This is a genomic window from Plantactinospora sp. A48 (assembly GCF_055793945.1).
Map to the genome: position 1 here is coordinate 53952 of NZ_JBTIXF010000017.1, position 20981 is coordinate 74932.

21 protein-coding genes are annotated in these 20981 nt (G+C 71.7%); 17 read left to right on the top strand and 4 right to left on the bottom strand.

What is annotated here, in order from left to right; translation table 11 throughout:
- The first annotated feature begins 77 nt into the window (after positions 1 to 77).
- Positions 78 to 857: an AfsR/SARP family transcriptional regulator gene (locus ACXN5W_RS12090; RefSeq protein ID WP_473158314.1), complete on the top strand. Its 780-nt coding sequence runs from the start codon at positions 78 to 80 to the stop codon at positions 855 to 857.
- Positions 858 to 914: 57 nt separating this feature from the next.
- Here the strand turns inward: ACXN5W_RS12090 and ACXN5W_RS12095 are convergent, their stop codons facing one another.
- Positions 915 to 1781: a helix-turn-helix transcriptional regulator gene (locus ACXN5W_RS12095; protein ID WP_473158315.1), complete on the bottom strand. Its 867-nt coding sequence runs from the start codon at positions 1779 to 1781 to the stop codon at positions 915 to 917.
- 175 nt (positions 1782 to 1956) lie between these two features.
- Here ACXN5W_RS12095 and ACXN5W_RS12100 point away from each other — a divergent pair, with 175 nt between their 5' ends.
- Positions 1957 to 3264: a hypothetical protein gene (locus tag ACXN5W_RS12100; protein ID WP_473158316.1), complete on the top strand. Its 1308-nt coding sequence runs from the start codon at positions 1957 to 1959 to the stop codon at positions 3262 to 3264.
- An 81-nt stretch (positions 3265 to 3345) separates the two neighbouring features.
- Here the strand turns inward: ACXN5W_RS12100 and ACXN5W_RS12105 are convergent, their stop codons facing one another.
- On the bottom strand, positions 3346 to 4239 hold the full coding sequence (locus tag ACXN5W_RS12105) for a hypothetical protein (protein ID WP_473158317.1): 894 nt from the start codon (positions 4237 to 4239) through the stop codon (positions 3346 to 3348).
- Between the two features lie 208 nt (positions 4240 to 4447).
- Between ACXN5W_RS12105 and ACXN5W_RS12110 the strand changes: the two genes are divergently transcribed.
- From ACXN5W_RS12110 to ACXN5W_RS12135, 6 genes are all read left to right on the top strand, one after another.
- Positions 4448 to 4573, top strand: coding sequence for a hypothetical protein (locus ACXN5W_RS12110; protein ID WP_473158318.1), 126 nt, complete (start codon positions 4448 to 4450; stop codon positions 4571 to 4573).
- Positions 4574 to 4680: 107 nt separating this feature from the next.
- On the top strand, positions 4681 to 7194 hold the full coding sequence (locus tag ACXN5W_RS12115) for a bifunctional FO biosynthesis protein CofGH (protein ID WP_473158319.1): 2514 nt from the start codon (positions 4681 to 4683) through the stop codon (positions 7192 to 7194).
- A gap of 346 nt (positions 7195 to 7540) precedes the next feature.
- On the top strand, positions 7541 to 7813 hold the full coding sequence (locus ACXN5W_RS12120) for a hypothetical protein (RefSeq protein ID WP_473158320.1): 273 nt from the start codon (positions 7541 to 7543) through the stop codon (positions 7811 to 7813).
- Positions 7814 to 7822: 9 nt separating this feature from the next.
- On the top strand, positions 7823 to 9223 hold the full coding sequence (locus ACXN5W_RS12125; RefSeq protein ID WP_473158321.1) for a DUF4331 domain-containing protein: 1401 nt from the start codon (positions 7823 to 7825) through the stop codon (positions 9221 to 9223).
- Between the two features lie 2 nt (positions 9224 to 9225).
- A complete protein-coding gene (locus ACXN5W_RS12130; RefSeq protein WP_473158322.1) occupies positions 9226 to 9573 on the top strand; it encodes a phospholipase in 348 nt (115 codons plus the stop codon).
- A 466-nt stretch (positions 9574 to 10039) separates the two neighbouring features.
- Positions 10040 to 10297: a WhiB family transcriptional regulator gene (locus ACXN5W_RS12135; protein ID WP_192765159.1), complete on the top strand. Its 258-nt coding sequence runs from the start codon at positions 10040 to 10042 to the stop codon at positions 10295 to 10297.
- A 39-nt stretch (positions 10298 to 10336) separates the two neighbouring features.
- Here the strand turns inward: ACXN5W_RS12135 and ACXN5W_RS12140 are convergent, their stop codons facing one another.
- Positions 10337 to 10786 (bottom strand): metallopeptidase family protein, encoded by a 450-nt coding sequence (locus ACXN5W_RS12140; protein ID WP_473158323.1) that lies wholly within the window; start codon positions 10784 to 10786, stop codon positions 10337 to 10339.
- A gap of 294 nt (positions 10787 to 11080) precedes the next feature.
- On the opposite strand from ACXN5W_RS12140, the gene ACXN5W_RS12145 reads away from it, so the two are divergent.
- The 9 genes from ACXN5W_RS12145 to ahcY all read left to right on the top strand — a co-directional run bounded on the left by ACXN5W_RS12145 (position 11081) and on the right by ahcY (position 20694).
- Positions 11081 to 11449 carry a DUF3499 domain-containing protein gene (locus ACXN5W_RS12145; RefSeq protein WP_473158324.1) on the top strand — a complete coding sequence of 123 codons (369 nt, stop codon included), beginning with the start codon at positions 11081 to 11083 and terminating at the stop codon, positions 11447 to 11449.
- A 26-nt stretch (positions 11450 to 11475) separates the two neighbouring features.
- Positions 11476 to 12195 carry a hypothetical protein gene (locus tag ACXN5W_RS12150; protein ID WP_473158325.1) on the top strand — a complete coding sequence of 240 codons (720 nt, stop codon included), beginning with the start codon at positions 11476 to 11478 and terminating at the stop codon, positions 12193 to 12195.
- 134 nt (positions 12196 to 12329) lie between these two features.
- Positions 12330 to 13562 (top strand): hypothetical protein, encoded by a 1233-nt coding sequence (locus tag ACXN5W_RS12155; protein WP_473158326.1) that lies wholly within the window; start codon positions 12330 to 12332, stop codon positions 13560 to 13562.
- Between the two features lie 78 nt (positions 13563 to 13640).
- A complete protein-coding gene (locus tag ACXN5W_RS12160) occupies positions 13641 to 15026 on the top strand; it encodes a phosphomannomutase/phosphoglucomutase (RefSeq protein ID WP_473158327.1) in 1386 nt (461 codons plus the stop codon).
- A 203-nt stretch (positions 15027 to 15229) separates the two neighbouring features.
- Positions 15230 to 15433, top strand: a complete 204-nt coding sequence (locus ACXN5W_RS12165) for a Trm112 family protein (protein ID WP_473158328.1) — start codon at positions 15230 to 15232, stop codon at positions 15431 to 15433.
- A 26-nt stretch (positions 15434 to 15459) separates the two neighbouring features.
- On the top strand, positions 15460 to 16653 hold the full coding sequence (locus tag ACXN5W_RS12170; RefSeq protein WP_473158355.1) for an SIS domain-containing protein: 1194 nt from the start codon (positions 15460 to 15462) through the stop codon (positions 16651 to 16653).
- 28 nt (positions 16654 to 16681) lie between these two features.
- A complete protein-coding gene (locus ACXN5W_RS12175; RefSeq protein WP_473158329.1) occupies positions 16682 to 17737 on the top strand; it encodes a cation diffusion facilitator family transporter in 1056 nt (351 codons plus the stop codon).
- Positions 17738 to 17739: 2 nt separating this feature from the next.
- Positions 17740 to 18972, top strand: a complete 1233-nt coding sequence (gene manA, locus ACXN5W_RS12180) for a mannose-6-phosphate isomerase, class I (protein WP_473158330.1) — start codon at positions 17740 to 17742, stop codon at positions 18970 to 18972.
- Positions 18973 to 19194: 222 nt separating this feature from the next.
- Complete coding sequence (ahcY, locus tag ACXN5W_RS12185) at positions 19195 to 20694, top strand: adenosylhomocysteinase (protein ID WP_473158331.1); 1500 nt, start codon at positions 19195 to 19197, stop codon at positions 20692 to 20694.
- 26 nt (positions 20695 to 20720) lie between these two features.
- On the opposite strand, the gene ACXN5W_RS12190 is transcribed toward ahcY, so the two are convergent.
- Complete coding sequence (locus ACXN5W_RS12190) at positions 20721 to 20885, bottom strand: hypothetical protein (RefSeq protein WP_473158332.1); 165 nt, start codon at positions 20883 to 20885, stop codon at positions 20721 to 20723.
- Positions 20886 to 20981 lie beyond the last annotated feature (96 nt).

The following is a 20981-nucleotide window of genomic DNA, read 5'->3' on the forward strand; positions in this document are numbered from 1 at the left end:
ACGAGTCTTTGGGGGGTAGGATGGACATCCGGATCCTCGGACCGCTGGTCGCACAATTCGGGACACAATGTTCCGTCGTGCCAAGCGGTCAGCAGGCCAAGCAGGTTCTTGCCGTGCTGCTGCTACGGGCCACCGAACCGGTGTCCGTATCGACCCTTACCAGCGAGATCTGGGGCGACCAGTTACCGCTCAGCGCCACGACGACGATCCAGACATACGTGTTGAACATCCGCAAGGCCATCGCGGCGGCGATCGGCACCTCGTCTCGCGAGGTCGCTCGCACGATCCTGTGCACCGAACGTGGCGGATACCGCTTCCAGGCCGCTGCGGAGTGCTTCGATCTCGCCCACTTCCAGCGGCTGGCCAGAAGCGGTAGTCGAGCCCTGGCCGCCGGGGATCCCGGCGTCTGCAGCACGCTGCTCGCCCAAGCGCTGCAACTGTGGCGGGGCCCGGTGCTGGCCGATGTCGTCGCCGGCGAGGTGATCGCCGCGCACATCGAGGAACTCAACATGACGCGCCTCGCCACCATCGAACAGCGCATCACCGCGGACCTGCTGCTGGGCCGTCACTACGAGGTGCTGGGCGAACTGGCCGCACTGACCGCCCAGCACCCGTTCAACGAGTCCCTGCACGCTCAGTACATGCTGGCCCTGCACCACACCGGGCGCCGGGCGCAGGCGCTGGCGGTGTATCAGCGCCTGCGCGACACCCTGGACCAGGAGCTGGGCCTGGAGCCCATGCCCGGGCTGCGGGAGATCCACCGGCTCGTCCTGCGGGCCGAGGACCTGAACCAGCGCACCGAGGGACTCGTGTCCAGTCTTCGGGCCCTGGGCGCCCCGCTCTCGGCCGCCGCGTGACATCCGGGGGGCGCCGTCCCTGATCGGTACGGCCGGGTACGCGCCCCCCGGTACCGATCACGGACGGTGTCCCACCGAGGTGGACGAGGACGGCTCGGCCTTGGCCAGCACCGCCAACAGATCCAGCGCGGCCTGGCTCGGGCTGCCCGCCTCCGCGGTGTACGTGACGAGAACCTGGTCGTCGCCGTCGTGCAGCCGCAGTGCCTCGTAATCCAGGCACAACGGGCCGACCTCGGGGTGGTTGAGGTTCTTGCGGCCGTGCCCCTTCTCCCGCACGTCGTGCTGCGACCACCACTGCCGGAACTCCACGCTCTTGGCGCTCAGTTCCGTGACGAGCGCGGCGATGCCCGCGTCCCCGGGATGTCGGGCGCTCGACGCGCGGAGGTGGGCGATGCTCTCCCGGGCCACCTTCGTCCAGTCCATGTACAACGCCCGGCTGTGCGCGTCCATGAACAGCAACCACAGCATGTTGCGCCGCGACACCGGGAACCGCTCGAAATCCCCGAGCAGGATCGCGGCCATCGGGTTCCACGCCAGCACATCCATCCGGCGGCCCAGCACGAACGCCGGTGTGGGGCCGAGCATCTGCAACAACCGCAGCACGCCGGGCCGGGCCCGCTCCGCGCCGCGCCGCGCCGGCGTCTGATCCTGCGAAACCAGCGCGGTCAGGTGGCGACGCTCGTCCTCATCCAGTTGGAGGGCCCGGGCCAGGGCGTCGATCACCGCCGGAGAGGGTTGCACGTTGCGACCCTGCTCCAGCCGGACGTAGTAATCCACGCTCACGCCCGCCAGCTGGGCCACCTCCTCGCGCCGCAGCCCGGGAGTGCGGCGACGACCGGGCGTGGCGGGCAGACCCGCCTGTTCTGGCTGCAAGCGGGCGCGACGGGACTTGAGAAAGTCTGAAAACTCCGCTCGACGATCCATGCTCCCATTGTCGCGATCCCGGCGGTCCCGTTGCCAGGTACTAGTAGTCCTACCTGCGGATTGATGAAACTTTCAGGGCAGGCACGCCCGAGCGGCGCCCGGACCGGAAGCGGCACGTTCGGCCAACGACTAGGCTCACCGTCGCCAACTGCCTATACGACCTCCGGGGGGATCCTTGACCAGCCAGCCCGGCCCCGGGCCGCACCCGGCACCGTCGGCCAGTCAACTGACCAGCCCACTGCGTGAACTCGCCGCCCTCGTGCTGGTGGGCGCGAACGCCGTGCTGCTCTTCGTCGCCCTGCTCGACCTGCTCATCCCGGCCGACAACGGCCCCCGGTACGTCAGCCGGGCGGCCAGCGGATTCTTCGACTTCGTCGGCATCACCGCGATCGTGTTGCCGCTGCTCGCGGTGCTGCTCGCCACCCACCTGACCCCGCCGGTGGGTCGGGCGAAGCTGATCACGCAGGCCGCCGTGGTCGAGTACGCCTGCTCCGCCTTCTTCGGAGTGGTCGCCTTCCTCAGTTGGCTGATCGGCAGCCTGGCCGACGGTGTGTTCCGGGGGGTCTTCACCGGGTTCCTGACCCGGATCGCCTTCCTGGCGATCTTCGCGGTGGCCGCGTTCGCCGTGTACCGGGTCTGGCGGGCCCACTACTACACCCCGCGCCCCAGGCGGGAGCCCGGCGTCTACGGTCGCCCGCAGCCGTCCCCGTACGGTCCGGGTTACCCCCAGCCGGGCCACCCCGGAGCCGGGTACCCGCAGTCCGGGGCGCCGGCGCCCGGCTACCCGCAGCCCGGTTACCCCCAGTCCGGCGCGCCCGCGGCCGGTCAGCCCGCGGCTGGTTGGCCGCAGCAGGGCTGGTCCCAGGCGGGCTCGCCGGCACCCGGACAGCCCGGCACGTTCCCCGGCGCCCCGACCTCCGCCCCGTCCACGGTGTCCGCCGGCAGCACACCGGGGCCGGCTTCCGCGCCACCGGCTCAGTGGGTACCCACCATCCACTCCGAGGCACCGGTCGGCGACGCCGTTGACGGCTCGGTGGCGGAGCACACCCAGGTGCTCCCTCGGTCAGCCGGGACGGACTCCGGCGCGGCCAGCGAGACCACCGGATCGACCGAGCCGGGACCCGCTGGCTCGACCGCACCGGCTGGCCCGGCGGCATCTACCGAGCCGGCGGCATCCGCCGAGCCGGCGGCGGCCGGGACCGGAACGGCCGGCCCGGAGGCGACGTCCGAGGACGCCGACCGGACGGCTGTGGTTTCCCGGCCCGCGGACGAGGACCCGAGCGGGTCGGCGGATGAGACGACCGTGCTCTCCCGCCCGGCGGACGCCCCGACTGGCGCGGACGCCCCGGCCGCGACCGATGCGGAACGCACGATGGTGATCCCTCGACCGGCCGGACCGACCGGAAGCGAGGCCGAACCGACGCAGATGATCATCCCTTCGGATCGCGGCGTCGAACGGCCGGGATCGGGCCGCAACGGCTGATCCGGGGACGGCGAGCACCCCTGGTGGTGCCGGTGGCGAAGTCACCCGCCATTTGTGCGGGTGGCTTCGCCACCGGAGAACTCAAGCCGGTTTGATCGACCAGATCCCATCGGCCGTTACCTGCACCAGCGCCGGGGCCGGCAACGGGCGGGTCCCCGAGTAGCCGCCGATTTCGTTGACCAGCAGCCCACCCTCGCCGGTCTCCAGGTTGTACGCGTGGATTGCGAAGTTTCCCTGACCCTTTGAGTGGGTGATATGAACCGTGTCGGCGGTCCCGCCGAGCACGACCACGTCATCGCCCCGGCCGCTGGCCCTGCCGGTCATAGCCTTCGTGGCGAGCTGATCTATGGTGCCTACCGTCAACGTCCACTTCCCGCTGGCCTCGATCTCGAACTGCGTGGTCAACGAGTCGTCATCCAGATTGATCCACCGCTTACCGGTGTACGCGCCGATTTCATTGACTAGCAGCGATTCCGGTCCGTCGGACTTTAAAACCGTGTTGCCGGTGCAGCGCGGGCAGGAGAACTTGACGATCCGCAGGTCGCTGAGTTCACCGACCTTTACCACGTCGTCGCCGTGCCCGTGATACACCTTTGGTTTGGGAGCGGGCGGCGGGGCGGCGCTGGACGGCGCCGGGTCCGGCTCGGTGGCCTCGGCCTCGCTGGTGGCCGGCGCCGGGTCGCTGCTGGCGGGCGCGGAAGTCGCGCTACCACCTGCGGGTGTCGCACCGCTGGTTGCGGAGGAAACACCGCTGACGCTGGTCTTTTTGGTCGGAGCGTTGTCGAACATCGCCCCGACCGCGCCGATACCGCAGCACAGTAGAACGACCGCGCCGACTCCACCGGCGATCCACGGCAGCGCCTTCCGCTTGCGCGGTGGGGCTACCAGAACTGGTCCAGCGGGCGGCGCGATGGGCGATTGGATTACACCGGGCTGATCCGGCTGTACAGGCGGCGGCTGATGCGGGTCGGTCATTACCTACTCCAAATCTGGCGTTCGACCCGTCGATGGTGAGTGGAGACAACGCTGGAGATGGCCGCTGCGTCGGGTTGGTGACCGTGGGTGTGTCCTCTCGGACCTCGCTAGTCGGCGATTCCACCGTTTCGTCAGCCGGCCGTCCATTTCGATTCCGCCACAGGTTGCTTCCAGGGCGGGAATCGGGGGGAACGGTGTCACCTGTTGGGTGAGCCTTTACTCTCGGGCGACCTGGCGCCTGATCTCCTTGACGCTGACCACCGCCCGTCCGGGCCGACGGTTCGATCCGCCGCTCAACCATGCCGAGCTGGCCTTCTACGACGCCGTCGCGTAGAACGGTCTGGCCGCTGCGGTGATGGGCACCGACACGCTGGCCGTGGCGACGGGCCGGGTGACCAGACCGTCCGGCCGACGAGAAGTCCCAGGACCTAGGCTCGACGGATGGCCCATGCAACAGAGCCGGCACCGACCCCGGCAAGCCTGCGTCGCGCGTTACGCCGGGCCGCCGAAGGGCTGGCGCTCGCGCCGGATGAGGCCGCCACGCTGCTCTCGGCCCGGGGGGAGGACCTGACCGAGCTGCTCGCGGTCGCCGGCGGGATCCGGGACGCCGGGTTGCGGGACACGGGCCGGCCGGGCGTCATCACGTACTCCCGGAAGGTTTTCGTGCCGTTGACCCGGCTGTGCCGGGACCGCTGTCACTACTGCACCTTCGCCACCGTGCCGCACCGGTTGCCCGCCCCCTACCTGGACCGGGACGAGGTGCTGGCCATCGCCCGCGCCGGTGCCGCCCAGGGCTGCAAGGAGGCGCTCTTCACGCTCGGCGACCGGCCCGAGCAACGCTGGCCGGCGGCCCGGCGCTGGCTGGACGAGCGGGGCTACGACTCCACCCTCGACTACCTGCGGGCCTGTGCCATCGCGGTGTTGGAGGAGACCGGCCTGCTGCCGCACCTGAACCCGGGCGTGCTGTCCTGGGACGAGCTGCACCGGCTGAAACCCGTCGCGCCCAGCATGGGGATGATGCTGGAGACAACCGCGACCCGGTTGTGGTCCGAGCCCGGTGGTCCGCATTACGGGTCGCCGGACAAGGAACCGGCCGTCCGGCTGCGGGTGCTGGCCGACGCCGGCCGGGTGGGCGTGCCGTTCACCACCGGCCTGCTGATCGGCATCGGCGAGAACCACGCCGAGCGGGTCGACACGATCTTCGCGATCCGCCGGGCGCAGCGGGAGTTCGGGCACGTGCAGGAGACCATCGTGCAGAACTTCCGGGCCAAGCCGGACACCGCCATGCGTGGCATGCCCGACGCCGAGCTGCACGACCTGGCCGCCACGGTCGCGGTGGCCCGGATCCTGCTCGGCCCCCGGGCCCGGTTGCAGGCGCCGCCGAACCTCATCGACGACGAGTACGACCTGCTGCTGCGGGCCGGCATCGACGACTGGGGTGGTGTCTCGCCGGTCACCCCCGACCACGTCAACCCGGAGCGGCCGTGGCCGCAGATCGACCGGCTGGCCGCCCGGACGGCCGCCGCCGGATTCACCCTGCGGGAGCGCCTGACCATCTACCCCGAGTATGTGCGCCGCGCCGAGGGCTGGCTGGATCCCCGGGTGGAGCCGCACGTGCGGGCCCTGGCCGACCCGGTGACCGGGCTCGCGGTCGAGGGGGCCGGACCGGTCGGGCGGCCGTGGCAGGAGCCCGACGAGGGGGTCCGGCCCGCCGGCCGGACCGACCTCCACGCCACGATCGACACCGCCGGGCGGTCGGGGGACCGGCGCGGGGACTTCGACAGCGTGTACGGGGACTGGGCCGAGGTGGCCACCCGGGTGGCCGGCCCGGCGACCGGTGGCGGCGGTGGTGACCCGGAGCTGCGGGCCGGGCTGCGGCTGGCGGCGGACGATCCGGCCGCGCTGCTGGAGCCCCGGCACCAGGCGGCGGCCCTGGCCCTGTTCGGCGCGGACGGGCCGGCGTTGGACGAGCTGTGCCGGATCGCCGACGAGGTCCGCCGGGACGCGGTCGGCGACGACGTCACCTACGTGGTCAACCGGAACATCAACTTCTCCAACGTCTGCTACGTGGGGTGCCGGTTCTGTGCCTTCGCGCAGCGGGAGCGGGACGCCGACGCGTACCGGCTCTCGGTGGCGCAGGTGGCCGACCGGGCCGAGGAGGCGTGGCGGGCCGGCGCCACCGAGGTGTGCATGCAGGGCGGCATCGATCCCAAGCTGCCGGTCGGGGTGTACGCCGAGCTGGTGCGGGCGATCAAGGAACGGGTGCCCGGCCTGCACGTCCACGCCTTCTCGCCGATGGAGATCGTGACGGCGGCGGCCAAGGCCGGCGTGCCGGTGCGGGAGTGGTTGCTCCAACTCCGGGAGGCCGGACTCGACACGATTCCCGGCACCGCCGCCGAGATCCTCGACGACGACGTGCGGTGGGTGCTCACCAAGGGCAAACTCCCGGCCGCCGCCTGGGTCGAGGTGATCACCACGGCGCACGAGCTGGGCATCCGGTCCAGCTCCACGATGATGTACGGGCACGTGGACCATCCGGGGCAGTGGCTCGGGCACTTCCGGGTGCTGGCCGGGGTGCAGGACCGCACGGGTGGGTTCACCGAGTTCGTCGGGCTGCCGTTCGTCCACACGAACGCCCCGATCTACCTGGCCGGGCTCGCCCGGCCCGGCCCGACCTGGCGGGAGAACCGGGTCGTCCACGCGATGGCCCGGCTGCTGCTGCACGGGCGGATCAGCAACATCCAGTGCTCCTGGGTCAAGCTGGGCGACCAGGGTACGGCGGAGCTGCTGCGCGGCGGCTGCAACGACCTCGGCGGCACCCTGATGGAGGAGACCATCTCCCGGATGGCCGGCTCCGACAACGGCTCGGCCCGTACCGTCGCCCAGTTGGAGGCGATGGCGACGGCGGCGGGCCGGTCCGCCCGACCGCGTACCACGGTCTACGGCCGGGTCTGACCGACCGCCGCCACGCGGGCTGCGGCCGGTCGGCCCGGTAGCTCGCGGTTCACAGCCGGTCGACCCGGTACCTCGCGGCCCACGGCCAGGCCGGGTCGGCCGGTTGATTACTCTCGATAGTCGAGTGTGGACGCTCCGGTACGAATGCTGCCCCGAATTTCGGGATATTCTCGGACAAAAGTGGCCGGAAATTTGAGTTGATCGTTGAGACGGTCGCCGACCGTGAACCCGACGGCGCCCAGATCCGTACCCTTCCGTGCCGGCGTCGGGCAACCGCGGTGCTTCCGTCGGCTGGAGCCCTCATCGCACAGCGGCCAGCCTCGCTGGCCCGCCGGAAAGGTTGTCCATGCGTAGAGTCCAGCGCGGTCGGTCCCGGATGCGGCTGACCCGTCGCCAGATGTTGACGGCGGCGGCGACCGTCGGGGTCGGTGCCGCCGCGACCAGTGTCACCGGCCTGTCGTTCGCCCGCGAGAATTCCGTCTCCGGAGCCGACCAGATCGTCGTCCATCTCCGCGATCCGAAAGCCGGGATCCTGGACGTGTTCGTCGGTACGTCCCGGGTCGAGGTCAGGGACAGGAAACTCGCCAACAGCCTACGCCGCGCCGCGGCTGCGAAGTGAGGTAGTTCAATGTCCTCGCACCGTGAGGCACCGGAGATCGCCAAGGACCCGGTGGCCGACAGCGCCGACCTGTACGCCTTCGTCAGTCCCGACAAGCCGGACACGGTCACCTTGATCGCCAACTATGTGCCGTTGCAGTTGCCCTCGGGCGGTCCGAACTTCTTCGAGTTCGGCGACGACGTGCTCTACGAGATCCATATCGACAACACCGGCGACGGCCGGCCGGACCTCACATATCAGTTCCGGTTCACCACCGAGATCACCAACAACAAGACCTTCCTGTACAACACCGGGCCGATCGAGTCCTTGGACAGCAAGAACTGGAACCGCCGGCAGTTCTACTCGGTCACCCGGGTGGACGGGCACGGCAAGGCCACCACGTTGGCCCACCGGCTGCCCTGCCCGCCGTGCAACATCGGCCCGCTGTCCACTCCGAAGTACTCGCACCTGGCCCAGCAGGCCACGCTGCGGCTGCGCAGCGGTGAGGTGGTCTTCGCGGGGCAACGCGCCGACGGCTTCTTCGTCGACCTCGGTTCGATCTTCGACCTGGGCACCCTGCGGCCGTTCCAACAGTTCCATGTGGCCGGTAAGGCGATCTTCAAGGAGCCCGGCAAGCCGGTCAACGCGCTGGACCGGACGAACGTCCACAGCATCGCGATCCAGGTGCCGCTGAGCCACCTGCGGCGGCCCGGCGCGAAGTACGGCTACCGGGACGCCGGCGCGGTGCTCGGGGTGTGGACCTCGGCGAGTCGGCAGGAGATGCGCCGGCGCGGTAACGGGCACGAGGCGGCCGTCGACATCGGTCCGTTCGTCCAGGTCTCCCGGCTGGGTAACCCACTGTTCAACGAGGTCATCGTGCCGATGGCGGAGAAGGACCGGTTCAACGCGCTGCCGCCGGCCGACGACAAGCGGTTCGCCAGGTTCGTCGAGCAGCCGGAACTGGCCGCCTTGCTGCCGGCGCTGTATCCCGGCGTCTTTCCCAACCTGGACGCCCTGAGCAAGTCCGGCAAGCCCCGCGCCGACCTGGCGGCCATCCTGCTGACCGGTATCCCCGAGGGGCTGATCGACGGTTTCCAGAACAACACCGGCACGGTGCAGGCCGACATGTTGCGGCTGAACACCGCCATCCGGCCGTCGGCGAAACCCGACCCGTTCGGCGTGCTGGCCGGGGACCTGGCCGGTTTCCCGAACGGGCGGCGGGTCACCGACGACGTGGTCGGCGTCGCGCTGCGGGCGATCGCCGGGGTGACCGTCCCACTCGTGGACAAGAACTTCACCCCGGACAAGGCGGCCGGTCAGCTGACCGACGGGCTCACCGCGGCCAACGTCACGGCGCCGTTCCTGAACCATTTTCCGTACCTGGGAGTGCCGTACGACGGCTTCAACAACCCGCCGGCCGCGAAGAGGTGACCATGCACCACCACGATCTGGGCCCGTCCGGAACCGGCACCGTCGTGCTGGACATCGGCGGCGACACCGGCGCGCTGGTCATCCATACCGGACCGGACCTGCTGGGCGCCGAGATCGAGGTCAGCCCGGTGGACCCGGGGTCGGACGCGCGCCGGACCCACTCGGCGGTCCGGCCCCGGCGGCTGGGGGACGCGGTCCTGCACTGCGCCGTCTACCCCGAACTGGCCGCCGGGACGTACACCGTCTGGGCCACCGGCGACCGGCCGGCCGGCACCGTGACGATCGGCGGCGGCCTGGTCGGCGAGTTCAGCTGGCCCGCCGATGTTCCGTTCCACCGGCCGCCCGGCTGATCGGGCCGGCCCCGACCCGGCCGGCGGGTCCCACCACGCCCGCGCCCCGTCCCAGCAAATTGGACGGGGCGCGGGCGCGTGTGTGCGCCCGCCGCTGTGACGGTAATCGGACACAACTCACGATCCTGGATGGGTGAGCGCTCGTTCGGGGATTTTTTCGGAGCGCACCTCGACACGCCGAGGGCGCCACGCCGTTTTCCGACGACTCGCCGGAGCGGGCGTTACCCGGGCCAGGTCTGAACCGATAGGCCAGTTTGTCGGGACGGCTTCACCGGCCGGCTGCGACGTACCGAGAAGCGGCTCCATCTATCAGGCTCCGCTTGACGACGCACGCATTACACGCGTGTAATTCCGGAGGGGTCGTTCGTACGGAGCGCATTAAATCGCCACCGGACGGACAAAAACACGCCTTCCGCGTGGGGGGTTGCAGCGGCCTGCTGCCGTTGCGCGAAAAGGAGGCAGTTGCATGGACGGCCGACTCGAGGTGGCCGACCTGCTCGGGAACGCACCGGAGTGGCAGGAGCGGGCGCTGTGCTCGCAGACCGATCCGGAGGCGTTCTTCCCCGAGAAGGGCGGCTCGACCCGCGAGGCGAAGCGGATCTGTTCCCGCTGTGAGGTCAAGACCGAGTGCCTGGAGTACGCGCTCGGTCACGACGAACGGTTTGGCATCTGGGGTGGTCTGTCCGAACGTGAACGGCGCAAGCTGAAGCGGCGGGTCGCCTGAGGCGAGGTCCGGTGCCGGGGCGGTGGGGGCCGTCCCGGTTCAGGCCAGGTCGTCCGGGTCCACCCCGAGCAGATTCGCGACCTGCTCGATGATCACGTCGTGGACGAGGTCGGCCAGGTCCTCGTTGTCCATCGCCCGGAACTCCAGCGGCCGGCGGTAGAGCACGATCCGGGGCGGCATCTCCTGACGTCCCGGACGTCCGGGGAGCAATCGGGCCAGCGGCACCTCGCCGTCCTCCAACACGTCCGAGTCGTAGACGTTCAGCTCGGGCGGTACGTCCTCGACGGCGAACTCGACCCCGCTGAGTTCCCTGGCGAACCGCCGTTCCAGGGTCTCGACCGTGTCGAGGACAAGATCATCGAAGATCTCGGCCTTGGTCCGCGCCAGCGGCACGGTCGCGGGCACGAGGCGTCCGCGCAGACCTCTCCCGCGCCGATCCCGCTTCGGCCGTCGATCGGTTGCCGGTCGACGGTGGTCCGGACTGGTCACCTGCCACCCCCCATGGAGCCGTACCGCTGGGAAAAGCGTAGTCCCGGCCCGCTGGTCAGCCCTCGGGGCGTGCCGTGCGGTGGGCCGAGACGCCCGCGGAGTGGCGCTCCGCGCGTAATCGGGCACCACGCCCGGCGGGTCGGGCCGGTCCGGCGCCGCGCCGGCCGGGACCTCGGCATGCGGGCCCGGTGGGGTGTCCCAGCGGTGCGCCTCGCCCGAACTGTGATCTCCGTGGTCGGCGTGTCGGACCCGCATCCGATGCGCCGGAGCCGGTAATGGAGATACCGTGCCGCCGTGAGGTCATCACGGCGTTGCTCCCGCAACGGCTGCCCCCGACAGGCCGTCGCCACGTTGACCTATGTCTACACCGAGTCGACCGCGGTGGTGGGCCCGCTGGCCGCGTTCGCCGAGCCGCACACGTACGACCTCTGCGAGCAGCACGCCCGGAGCCTGACCGCGCCGCGTGGCTGGGAGGTCGTCCGGCACGAGGGCGAGTTCGAGCCGCCGCCGCCCACCACCGACGACCTGGTCGCGCTGGCCGAGGCGGTACGCGAGGCGGCCCGCCCGGTGCAGCCGCGGCCCGACGAGATCAATCCGGATCTCGCCGGGGACCAGCAGACCGGCCGGCGGGGGCACCTGCGGGTCATCCCACCCCACCACTGAGTCCGGTACGGCGAGACGAGGTCGTCATGCGGTTGGTCAGGGTCGACGACGGCGCCGAGCTGGAAGTGCTCTACAAGACGCTGCTCGAACCCACGTTTCCGCCCGACGAACTGGTCTCGCTCGACTCGCTGCGGCAGGGCGTCCGGGACGGCGACCAGGAGGCGTGGGCGGCGCTCGACGACACCGACCGGCTGCTCGGCGCGGCGGTCGGGGAGTGGTCCCCGTCGTGCCGGGTGATGCTGCTGAGCTACCTGGCGGTGGCGGCGGACGGCCGGGGCGGCGGTACCGGCGGATATCTGTACGACGAGGTCGTCTCCGGATGGGCGCGGCGGTACCACCCGTGCGTCGTGCTCGCCGAGGTGGAACGGCCCGATCGGCACACGGGTAGCACCGAGACCGGTGACCCGGCCGCCCGACTGCGGTTCTACGGCCGGCGCGGCGCGCGGATCCTCGACCTGCCGTACTTCCAGCCCGCCCTCGGTGGTGGCGGCCGGGTCTACGGGATGCTGCTGATGACTCTGCACACCGCGCCCGACCTGGCCGGTCCGGACGGTCCCGACACCGTCGCGGCGGAGCCGTTGCGGGACTTCCTGATCGACTACCTGGCCGGTGCCGAGGGCGGGATCCCGGTCGATCCGGCCGCCACCGCGCTGCTGGCCGCGGTGGACCGACCGGGCGGGGTGCTGGCCCGGCCGGTGACCGATCTCGCCCAGGTGCCCTGCGCCGACGGCCCGCCACCGGACTGACACCGTCGCGTTGTCCGGGACCCCGCCCTGCCCGGCGCCGCCTGCCGACGGTCCCGCCGGACCGCTCGCCCCGGCCACACCGAGCCGGAGAGTTACGCTGTCCGCCGAAATCAGGCGACCGTGAGGTGTGGATCATGATGCGACGACCCGACGTCGGCCGGCTGGCCGGAGCCGCCGCGCTGCTCGTGGCCGTCGTGGGCGCGACGGCGGCACCGGCGTTCGCCGCCGACCGGGACCGGGTGGCGGTCCACGGTCCCAGCAGCTTCACCGCCGGCGGGTCGCCCGGCGCGGTCACCGTCGGCGCGGCGAAGCGCAGCCGGGAGTGCGTGGTCGTCCGGAGCCAGTTGACGATCCGGCTGACCGGCCTGACGGCCGAACAGGTGCGGGCCGAGGTGGCCGTCGACGGTCGCTGGCGGGCCATCGGGGTGAGCGGCGGCGCTGGCGAGGTCACCACCCCGCCCGTCGCGCCGGCCAATCCCGTGCTCTGCGCCAAGAAAAGCGTCGCGGTCCGGTACCGGATCACCTTCCTGACCGGTACACCCTCGGGCACGGCGGCCCTGATCGGGCAGTACACCACCGCCGCCGGCGGGGTGCTGGGCCGGTCGGCCCACAACAGCCGCGTCGTCGGTACGGTCCGGAGCAGCCCGACGCCGTCCACCCGACCGTCCCCGACGCCGCCGGGCGAGCCCACCGCCGCACCCACCGACGAGCCGGTGGTGGGCGCGGTACCGGCGGCCACGACGGGCGGGGTCGCCGAGCCGGCCGGCGACTCCGGCGGGCTCGGCCTCGGCAGCCTGGTGATGGTGCTCGGCGTCGGCATGGTGGGCGTGGGCGTCGCGCTGCTGGTGGTGCTGCTGCGCCGCCGCCGCGACGAGCCGGACCCGGCTGCTGCCCTGCCGTTCCTCGGCGGCACGCCACGAACGAGCGAGTACCGGTCCACCGAGTACCGGTCCAGCGCCTATCCGGGCGGGTCCCGGCCGGGTGCGGACGGACCCCGCCCCGGGCCGGTCGGCGGTTTTCCGGGCGCGGACCGGACGGCTGTGTATCCGGCGGTGGACCCGACCGCCGGTCGGCCGGGCGGGGACGGTCCCCGCCCCGGGCCGGGTGTCGGTTTTCCGGGCGCGGACCGGACCGCTCTCTATCCGGAAGTTGACCGGACCGCCGGTCGGCCGGGCGCCGAGGGGCCCCGGTCGGGGCCGGGTGTCGGCTATCCGGGTGTGGACCGGACGGCTGTCTATCCCGAGATCGACCGGACCGTCGGTCGGCCCGGGGCGGACCAGGCCGCCGAGCCGCCGCCGGTGGGCCCGGTGCCGCCCCGGCCCGGCGACGATCCCCGGGCGATCATGCCGCGCCAACCCGACCGGTAGCCGGCGGTTGCCGGCGGCCGGCGGGACTCGCTCCGATACGCTCCGGTTGACCATCCCGGCCGAACAGGAGCGAAACCGTTGTCTGACCTGTCCCAGATCGTCAAGGCGTACGACGTCCGTGGCACCGTCCCGGAGCAGTGGGACGAGCGGGCGGCGGGGGCACTCGGTACAGCCTTCGCCCAGCTGCTCGCCGGCGACGCGGAGGCACCGGAGACCGTCGTCATCGCGCACGACATGCGGGACTCCTCCCCGGGCCTGGCCGCGGCCTTCGCCGCTGGCGCGCGGGCCGAGGGGATGTCGGTGATCTTCACCGGGTTGGGCTCGACCGACATGCTCTACTTCGCCTCCGGCACGCTCAACCTGCCCGGCGCGATGTTCACGGCCAGCCACAACCCGGCCCGGTACAACGGGATCAAGATGTGTCGGGCCGGTGCCCGGCCGATCGGGCAGGCCAGCGGCCTCGCGGAGATCCGAGACCGGGCCCAGGCGCTGCTGGACAAGGCCGAGCCCGGCGTCGCCGCGGAGCCGGTGGCCGGGTCGGAACGCCGGGATCTGCTTCCCGAGTACGCGGCGCACCTGCGCGGCCTGGTCGACCTGTCCGGGATCCGGCCGTTGAAGGTGGTGGTGGACGCCGGTAACGGGATGGGCGGCTACACGGTGCCGGCCGTGCTCGGCGACGCGGCGCTGCCGGCGCTGCCGCTGACCATCGTCCCGCTCTACTTCGAGTTGGACGGATCGTTCCCCAACCACGAGGCGAACCCGCTGGACCCGGCCAACCTGGTCGACCTGCAGGCCGCGGTCCGGGAGCACGGCGCCGACCTGGGGTTGGCCTTCGACGGCGACGCCGACCGCTGCTTCGTGGTCGACGAGCGCGGCGAGCCGGTGTCGCCGTCCGCGGTCACCGCGCTGGTGGCCATCCGCGAGCTGGCGAAGCACCCCGGCGGCACGGTCATCCACAATCTGATCACCTCCAGCGCCGTACCGGAGATCGTCCGGGAGGCCGGCGGGGAGCCGCTGCGCAGCCGCGTCGGGCACTCGTTCATCAAAGCGGACATGGCCCGGACCAACGCGATCTTCGGCGGCGAGCACTCGGCGCACTACTACTTCCGCGACTTCTGGTTCGCCGACACCGGCATGCTGGCCGCCATGCACGTGCTCGCCGCGCTCGGCGGGCAGGACCGTCCGCTGTCCGAGCTGGCCGGGAAGTTCGAGCGGTACGTCGCGTCGGGCGAGATCAACTCGACGGTCGACGACCAGGCGGCCCGGACGGCGCAGGTGCGGGCCGCGTACCCGGACGCCGAGGTCGACGAGCTGGACGGGTTGACCCTGCGGTTCGCCGACGGCGCCTGGATCAACCTGCGGCCGTCCAACACCGAGCCGCTGCTGAGGCTCAACGTCGAGGCGCCCACCACCGAGCGCATGGAGACGATCCGCGATCAGGTACTGGCCCTGGTCCGCGGCTGACCGGCCACCGCGCCGCAGATCCGTGCCGCTGGCCGGTCGACCCCGGCCGGCCAGCGCGCCCCGCCCTCGGCTGACCGCGTCCGCGCACCTGTCCTGGCCCCCCTTGCCCGGGGGCCGGGCCGATCGGGGCCGGCGCGATTAGGATCCTCTGCGCCGGGGGACACTGCCGACCGTCCGCCGCCCAGACGTGGAAGGAGCCGAAAGTGGCCCTTGATCCGCAGTTGTTGGAGATTCTCGCCTGCCCGGACACGCACCACGCCCCATTGGACTACGATCCGGCCGCCCAGACGCTCACCTGCACGGAGTGCGGGCGCGTCTTCGAGATCCGTGACGACGTCCCGGTCCTGCTGCTGGACGAGGCCCGTGGTGGGCCCGGGGCCGGCGACGCGACGGGGACGGACCGGTAGATGTCAACCGCGGTTGGAGGGCAAGCCTGATGGACGGCACCGCCGGGGTGAGCGGGCAGCGGACCGCCGACGAGGCACTGCTGGACGCGGCTGAGGCGCTGGGCGAGTTCGACCCGGGTGGCATGCTGCGCTTCACCGCCTCGGCGGGCGCGCAGGTGCGCGAGTCGGCGGCGTTGGCGGCCGAGGCCAATCTCGCGGGCCTCGCCGATGAGGGCCGCCCGCGGGCGGTCGTGATCGCCGGGGTGGGCACCGCCGGTCGTACCGGTGACGTGCTGGCCACGGTGGCCGGGCCGCGTTGCCCGGTGCCGGTGATCCCGCACCGCAGCGCCGGGGTGCCCGGTTGGGTCGGCGCGGCGGACGTGGTCATCGCGGTGAGCGCCTCCGGCCGCAGCCCCGAGGCGCTCGGCGCGGCGGACGCCGCGGCCCGCCGGGGTGCCCGGCTGGTCGCGGTGGGCGCGCCCGAGTCCGAGTTGCAGTCGGTGGCCGACCGGGCGCGTGCGCCGTTCATCCCGGTGCCGCGCCGGGCCCCGGCCCGGGCGAGCCTCTGGGCGCTGACCGTGCCGGTGCTGCTGGCCGCCCGCGCCCTCGGGCTGGTCAAGGTGAACGAGGCGGATCTCGCCGAGACCGCGGCCCGGCTGGACGCCGACGCGGACCGCTGCCGGCCGACCGCGGAGTCGTTCGTCAATCCCGCCAAGTCCCTGGCGCTGGGGCTGGCCGGGTCGATCCCGATCGTCTGGGGCTCCTCGCCGCTGGCAACCGTGGCCGCCCGGCGGTTCGGGGACACGCTGTCCGCGAACGCCCGCTACCCGGTGGTGGCCGGGGCGCTGGGCGAGGCCGGGCGGGGCCGGGTGGGCCTGCTCGACGGGGTCTTCGGCGGGCTGGGTGAGGCGTCCCGGGACATCTTCGCCGACCCGGGCGAGGAGGAGACCGGCACCCGGCTGCGGGTCGTGCTGCTGCGGGACGGCGGCCTGAACGCCGAGGACGACACGGACGAGCCGCTGGCGGTGGAGGAACGGCGAGCCGACGCCGTGCAGACCCTGGCCGAGCGGCGTGGCGTGCGGTGTGACGTCGTCACCGCCGAGGGCGGTTCCGCACTGGAACGGTTGGCGTCGCTGATCGCGGTGCCCGACTTCGCGTCGGTCTACCTCGCGTTGGCGCACCACCTGGACCCGATGGCGGTGCCCGCCATCACGGAGATGAAGGAGCTGTCGAACCAGTGACCCCGCCGAATCCTCCGGGAACGCGTCCATGAGTGCCGAGGGCGGTACGCGGGCCATCATCGCCGCGCTCGCCGCGAATCTGGGCATCGCGCTGACGAAACTCGTCGCCTGGATGTTGACCGGCTCGTCGTCGATGCTGGCGGAGTCGCTGCACTCGATCGCCGACTCGGGAAACCAGGCGCTGCTGCTGATCGGTGGTCGCCGGTCCCGCCGGGCCGCGACCCCGGAACACCCGTTCGGGTACGGGCGGGAGCGCTACATCTACGCGTTCATCGTGTCGATCATCCTGTTCAGCCTGGGCGGGCTGTTCGCGCTCTACGAGGCGTGGCACAAGTTCTCCCATCCGGAGCCCATCGAGAGCTGGAAGTGGGTACCGGTGGTCGTGCTGGTGGCGGCGATCGCCATGGAGGGCTACTCGTTCCGGACGGCGATCAAGGAGTCCAACCAGATCCGTGGCCGGACCCCGTGGGTGCGGTTCATCCGCCGGGCCAAGGCGCCGGAACTGCCGGTGGTGCTGCTGGAGGATTTCGGCGCGCTCGTCGGCCTGGCATTCGCGCTGTTCGGTGTGGGCATGACGCTGGCCACCCACAACGGCCGGTGGGACGCGCTGGGAACCGCGATGATCGGCATCCTGCTGGTGGCCATCGCGGTTACCCTCGCGGTGGAGACCAAGAGCCTGTTGCTCGGTGAGGCGGCGTCGGCCAAGGACATCGCGCGGATCGAGGCGGCGATCGTGGCCGGTCCGGAGATCGAACGGATCATTCACATGAAGACGCTGCACCTCGGCCCGGAGGAGCTGCTGGTGGCCGCGAAGATCGCCGTCCAGCCGTGCGAGCTGGCCGGCGACGTGGCCCGGGGGATCGACGCCGTCGAGGCGCGGATCCGCGAGGCCGTACCCATCGCCCGGGTCATCTACCTGGAGCCGGACATCTACAGCGCGGCGGCGGAGCCGCCCCGGCGGGACATCGCCGACGGCACCGGCGGCCGGGAGGGTACGGCGGAGCGGCGGGACGTGGCCGACGGCACCGGTGGCCCGGCGGACGCGGCTGACCGGACCGCGTCGGCGGACCTGCCCCGGACCTGACAGTGGAGACGCTGCACGGTCGGATCCGAGGCTACGCCTGGGGTTCCCGGTCTGCGCTCGCCGAGTTGCAGGGCCGCCCGGTGCCGAGCGAGGGGCCCGAGGCGGAGCTGTGGCTGGGCGCCCATCCGGGCGCCCCGGCCGTGGTGACCGGTGCCGACGGTTCGACCAGCAGCCTGCTCGACCTGATCTCCGCCGAGCCGCGACGATGGCTCGGCGATCCCGTCACCGAACGGTTCGGCCCCCGGCTGCCGTTCCTGCTGAAGGTGCTCGCGGCCGAGGCGCCGCTGTCGTTGCAGGCCCATCCGGACTCCGCGCAGGCCCGAGCCGGGTTCGCGGCGGAGGAGGCGGCCGGCACCGCCGCGCCCGATGAGGCGGCTCGCGCCGCCGCACCCGATGAGGCGGCTCGGGCCGCTGCGCGCAACTACGTCGACCCGTACCACAAGCCGGAGTTGCTGGTGGCAGTGACGCCGTTCGAGGCGTTGTGCGGGTTCCAGGAACCGGCGCGGGCGGCGAAGGTGTTCGAGTCGTTCCGGCACCCCGGACTGGCCGAGGTGACCGCGGCACTGTCGGCGGGGGTGGACGGGCTGCCCGTGGCGGTGCGTACCCTGCTGGCCTGGCCGGTCGAGGACCGGGCCGGGCTGGTCGCGGCGGTGCTCGACGCGGCGGTGCCGGCGGAGTTCGCCGGGGTGGCGGAGCTGGCCCGGCGGCTGGCCGAACGTCACCCGGCCGATCCGGGTGTGCTGGTGGCGCTGCTGCTCAACCACGTCACGCTGGCGCCCGGCGAGGCGATCTGGATGCCAGCGGGAAATCTGCACGCCTACCTGCGGGGTACCGGTGTGGAGATCATGGCGGCCAGCGACAACGTGCTGCGGGGCGGCTTCACGTCCAAGCACGTCGACATCGCCGAGCTGCTGCGGGTGCTGCGGTTCGAGGTGCTCGCCGATCCGGTACTCGCGCCGGTGCCGGTGTCGCCCGGCGTGGTGACCTGGCCGGTGCCGGTCGACGATTTCGCGCTGTACCGGGTGCGGCTCGACGGCGCGGGAGCGGTCCGGCCGCCCGGGACGGGTCCCCGGGTGGTGCTGGCGACGGCGGGCACCATCACCGCCGGTGACGACGACGGAAGCGTGACCGTCGCCCCCGGTACGGCCGCCGTGGGCCGGTCGGGTGCCGGTCCGCTGCTGCTCACCGGCCGTGGCGAGGCGTACGTGGCGACCGTTGGACAGCTGTCGGTTTAGCCGTTCCGCTTGACAGTCCATATACGCGTTGTAACTATAAGAGTGCGCAACGTGAGCTGCCGAGGTGGCTGGCGAGGCGGAGACCAAACCGGGGGGATACGCGGGACGGCTGGGCAGTGGGTGGAGAATCCACCCGCAGCTCGCCGTCCCGCGTGCTGTTTGCGGTAAATCGACCGCGTAAGGTGGAGGACGCGCAACGAGACCCGTTCGACAGGAGCTTCGATGACCAGCACCCTCCCGGCGCCATCCGGCGGCGCGCCGACCAACGCCCGACCCGGCACCCTTGCCGACGGCGACTTCAAGGTGGCGGACCTGTCGCTCGCCGCGTTCGGTCGTAAGGAGATCCAGCTCGCCGAGCACGAGATGCCCGGCCTGATGTCGATCCGCAGGGAGTTCGCGGACCAGCAGCCGCTGCGCGGCGCGCGGATCACCGGCTCGCTGCACATGACCATCCAGACCGCGGTGCTGATCGAGACGCTCGTGGCGCTGGGCGCCCAGGTGCGATGGGCATCCTGCAACATCTTCTCCACTCAGGATCACGCCGCGGCGGCCGTCGTGGTCGGCCCGGAGGGCACCCCCGAGGCGCCGGCCGGTGTTCCGGTGTACGCCTGGAAGGGCGAGTCGCTGCCGGAGTACTGGTGGTGCACCGAGCGGGTGCTGACCTGGCCGGACGGGGACGGCCCCAACATGATCCTGGATGACGGCGGGGACGCCACCCTGCTGGTCCACCGGGGCGCGCAGTTCGAGAAGGCCGGCGCGGTGCCGCCGGTCGAGAGCGCCGACTCCGAGGAGTACGCCGTCATCCTCGAACTGCTGCACCGGTCGATCGCCGAGGACGGCCAGCGGTGGACCCGGATCGCCGCGAGCATCCGCGGGGTCACCGAGGAGACCACCACGGGCGTACACCGGCTGTACGAGATGCAGCGCGACGGCACCCTGCTGTTCCCGGCGATCAACGTCAACGACTCGGTGACGAAGAGCAAGTTCGACAACAAGTACGGTTGCCGCCACTCGCTCATCGACGGCATCAACCGGGCCACCGACGTGCTGATCGGCGGCAAGGTCGCCGTCGTCATGGGCTACGGCGACGTGGGCAAGGGTTGCGCCGAGTCGCTGCGCGGCCAGGGCGCCCGGGTGGTGGTCACCGAGGTCGACCCGATCTGCGCCCTCCAGGCCGCGATGGACGGCTACCAGGTCGCCACCCTGGACGACGTGGTGGACAGCGCCGACATCTTCATCACCGCCACGGGCTGCTTCAACGTGATCACCAACGAGCACATGGCCCGGATGAAGCACCAGGCCATCGTCGGCAACATCGGCCACTTCGACAACGAGATCGACATGGCCGGGCTGGCCAAGCGGTCCGACGTCACCCGGGAGAACGTCAAGCCGCAGGTCGACGTCTGGCGGTTCGACGACGGCCACGCGATCATCGTGCTGTCCGAGGGGCGCCTGCTGAACCTGGGCAACGCCACCGGGCACCCGAGCTTCGTGATGTCGAACTCGTTCGCCAACCAGACGATCGCCCAGATCGAGCTGTTCACCAAGGGCGACCAGTACCCGCTGGGCGTACACGTGCTCCCCAAGCACCTGGACGAGAAGGTGGCCCGGCTGCACCTGGACGCCCTCGGGGCCAGGCTGACCACGCTCACCGAGGAGCAGGCCGGCTACCTGGGCATCCCGGTCGGGGGCCCGTACAAGTCGGACCACTACCGGTACTGACCGTCGAGGGACATGGGCCGGCCGGGCTATCCGGTCGGCCCATTCTCTTTCCGCCGGGCCGGGCGGACCCAGGTCCAGACGCAGTAACCCAGCCAGGCCAGCGAGACGGCGATGGCCAGGGGGCGCAGCCGCAGCGCGCTGAGCAGCAGCACCAGGACCAGGACCGCGAGCCACGGCAGGAAAGCCTTCACGGGGTCCATTCCAGCAGACCGCCGCCCATCCGCACATCCGCTGCCCGACTTGACGTCTCAGGGGGCGGTGCGAGAAGGTAGGCTGCCCTTACTAAG

Coding starts and splice junctions, on each gene's coding strand:
- ACXN5W_RS12095 (WP_473158315.1), bottom strand. CDS start 1,781: ATGGATCGTCGAGCGGAGTTTTCAGACTTTCTCAAGTCCCGTCGCGCC.
- ACXN5W_RS12105 (WP_473158317.1), bottom strand. CDS start 4,239: ATGACCGACCCGCATCAGCCGCCGCCTGTACAGCCGGATCAGCCCGGT.
- ACXN5W_RS12115 (WP_473158319.1), top strand. CDS start 4,681: ATGGCCCATGCAACAGAGCCGGCACCGACCCCGGCAAGCCTGCGTCGC.
- ACXN5W_RS12120 (WP_473158320.1), top strand. CDS start 7,541: ATGCGTAGAGTCCAGCGCGGTCGGTCCCGGATGCGGCTGACCCGTCGC.
- ACXN5W_RS12125 (WP_473158321.1), top strand. CDS start 7,823: ATGTCCTCGCACCGTGAGGCACCGGAGATCGCCAAGGACCCGGTGGCC.
- ACXN5W_RS12130 (WP_473158322.1), top strand. CDS start 9,226: ATGCACCACCACGATCTGGGCCCGTCCGGAACCGGCACCGTCGTGCTG.
- ACXN5W_RS12135 (WP_192765159.1), top strand. CDS start 10,040: ATGGACGGCCGACTCGAGGTGGCCGACCTGCTCGGGAACGCACCGGAG.
- ACXN5W_RS12150 (WP_473158325.1), top strand. CDS start 11,476: ATGCGGTTGGTCAGGGTCGACGACGGCGCCGAGCTGGAAGTGCTCTAC.
- ACXN5W_RS12155 (WP_473158326.1), top strand. CDS start 12,330: ATGATGCGACGACCCGACGTCGGCCGGCTGGCCGGAGCCGCCGCGCTG.
- ACXN5W_RS12175 (WP_473158329.1), top strand. CDS start 16,682: ATGAGTGCCGAGGGCGGTACGCGGGCCATCATCGCCGCGCTCGCCGCG.
- ahcY (WP_473158331.1), top strand. CDS start 19,195: ATGACCAGCACCCTCCCGGCGCCATCCGGCGGCGCGCCGACCAACGCC.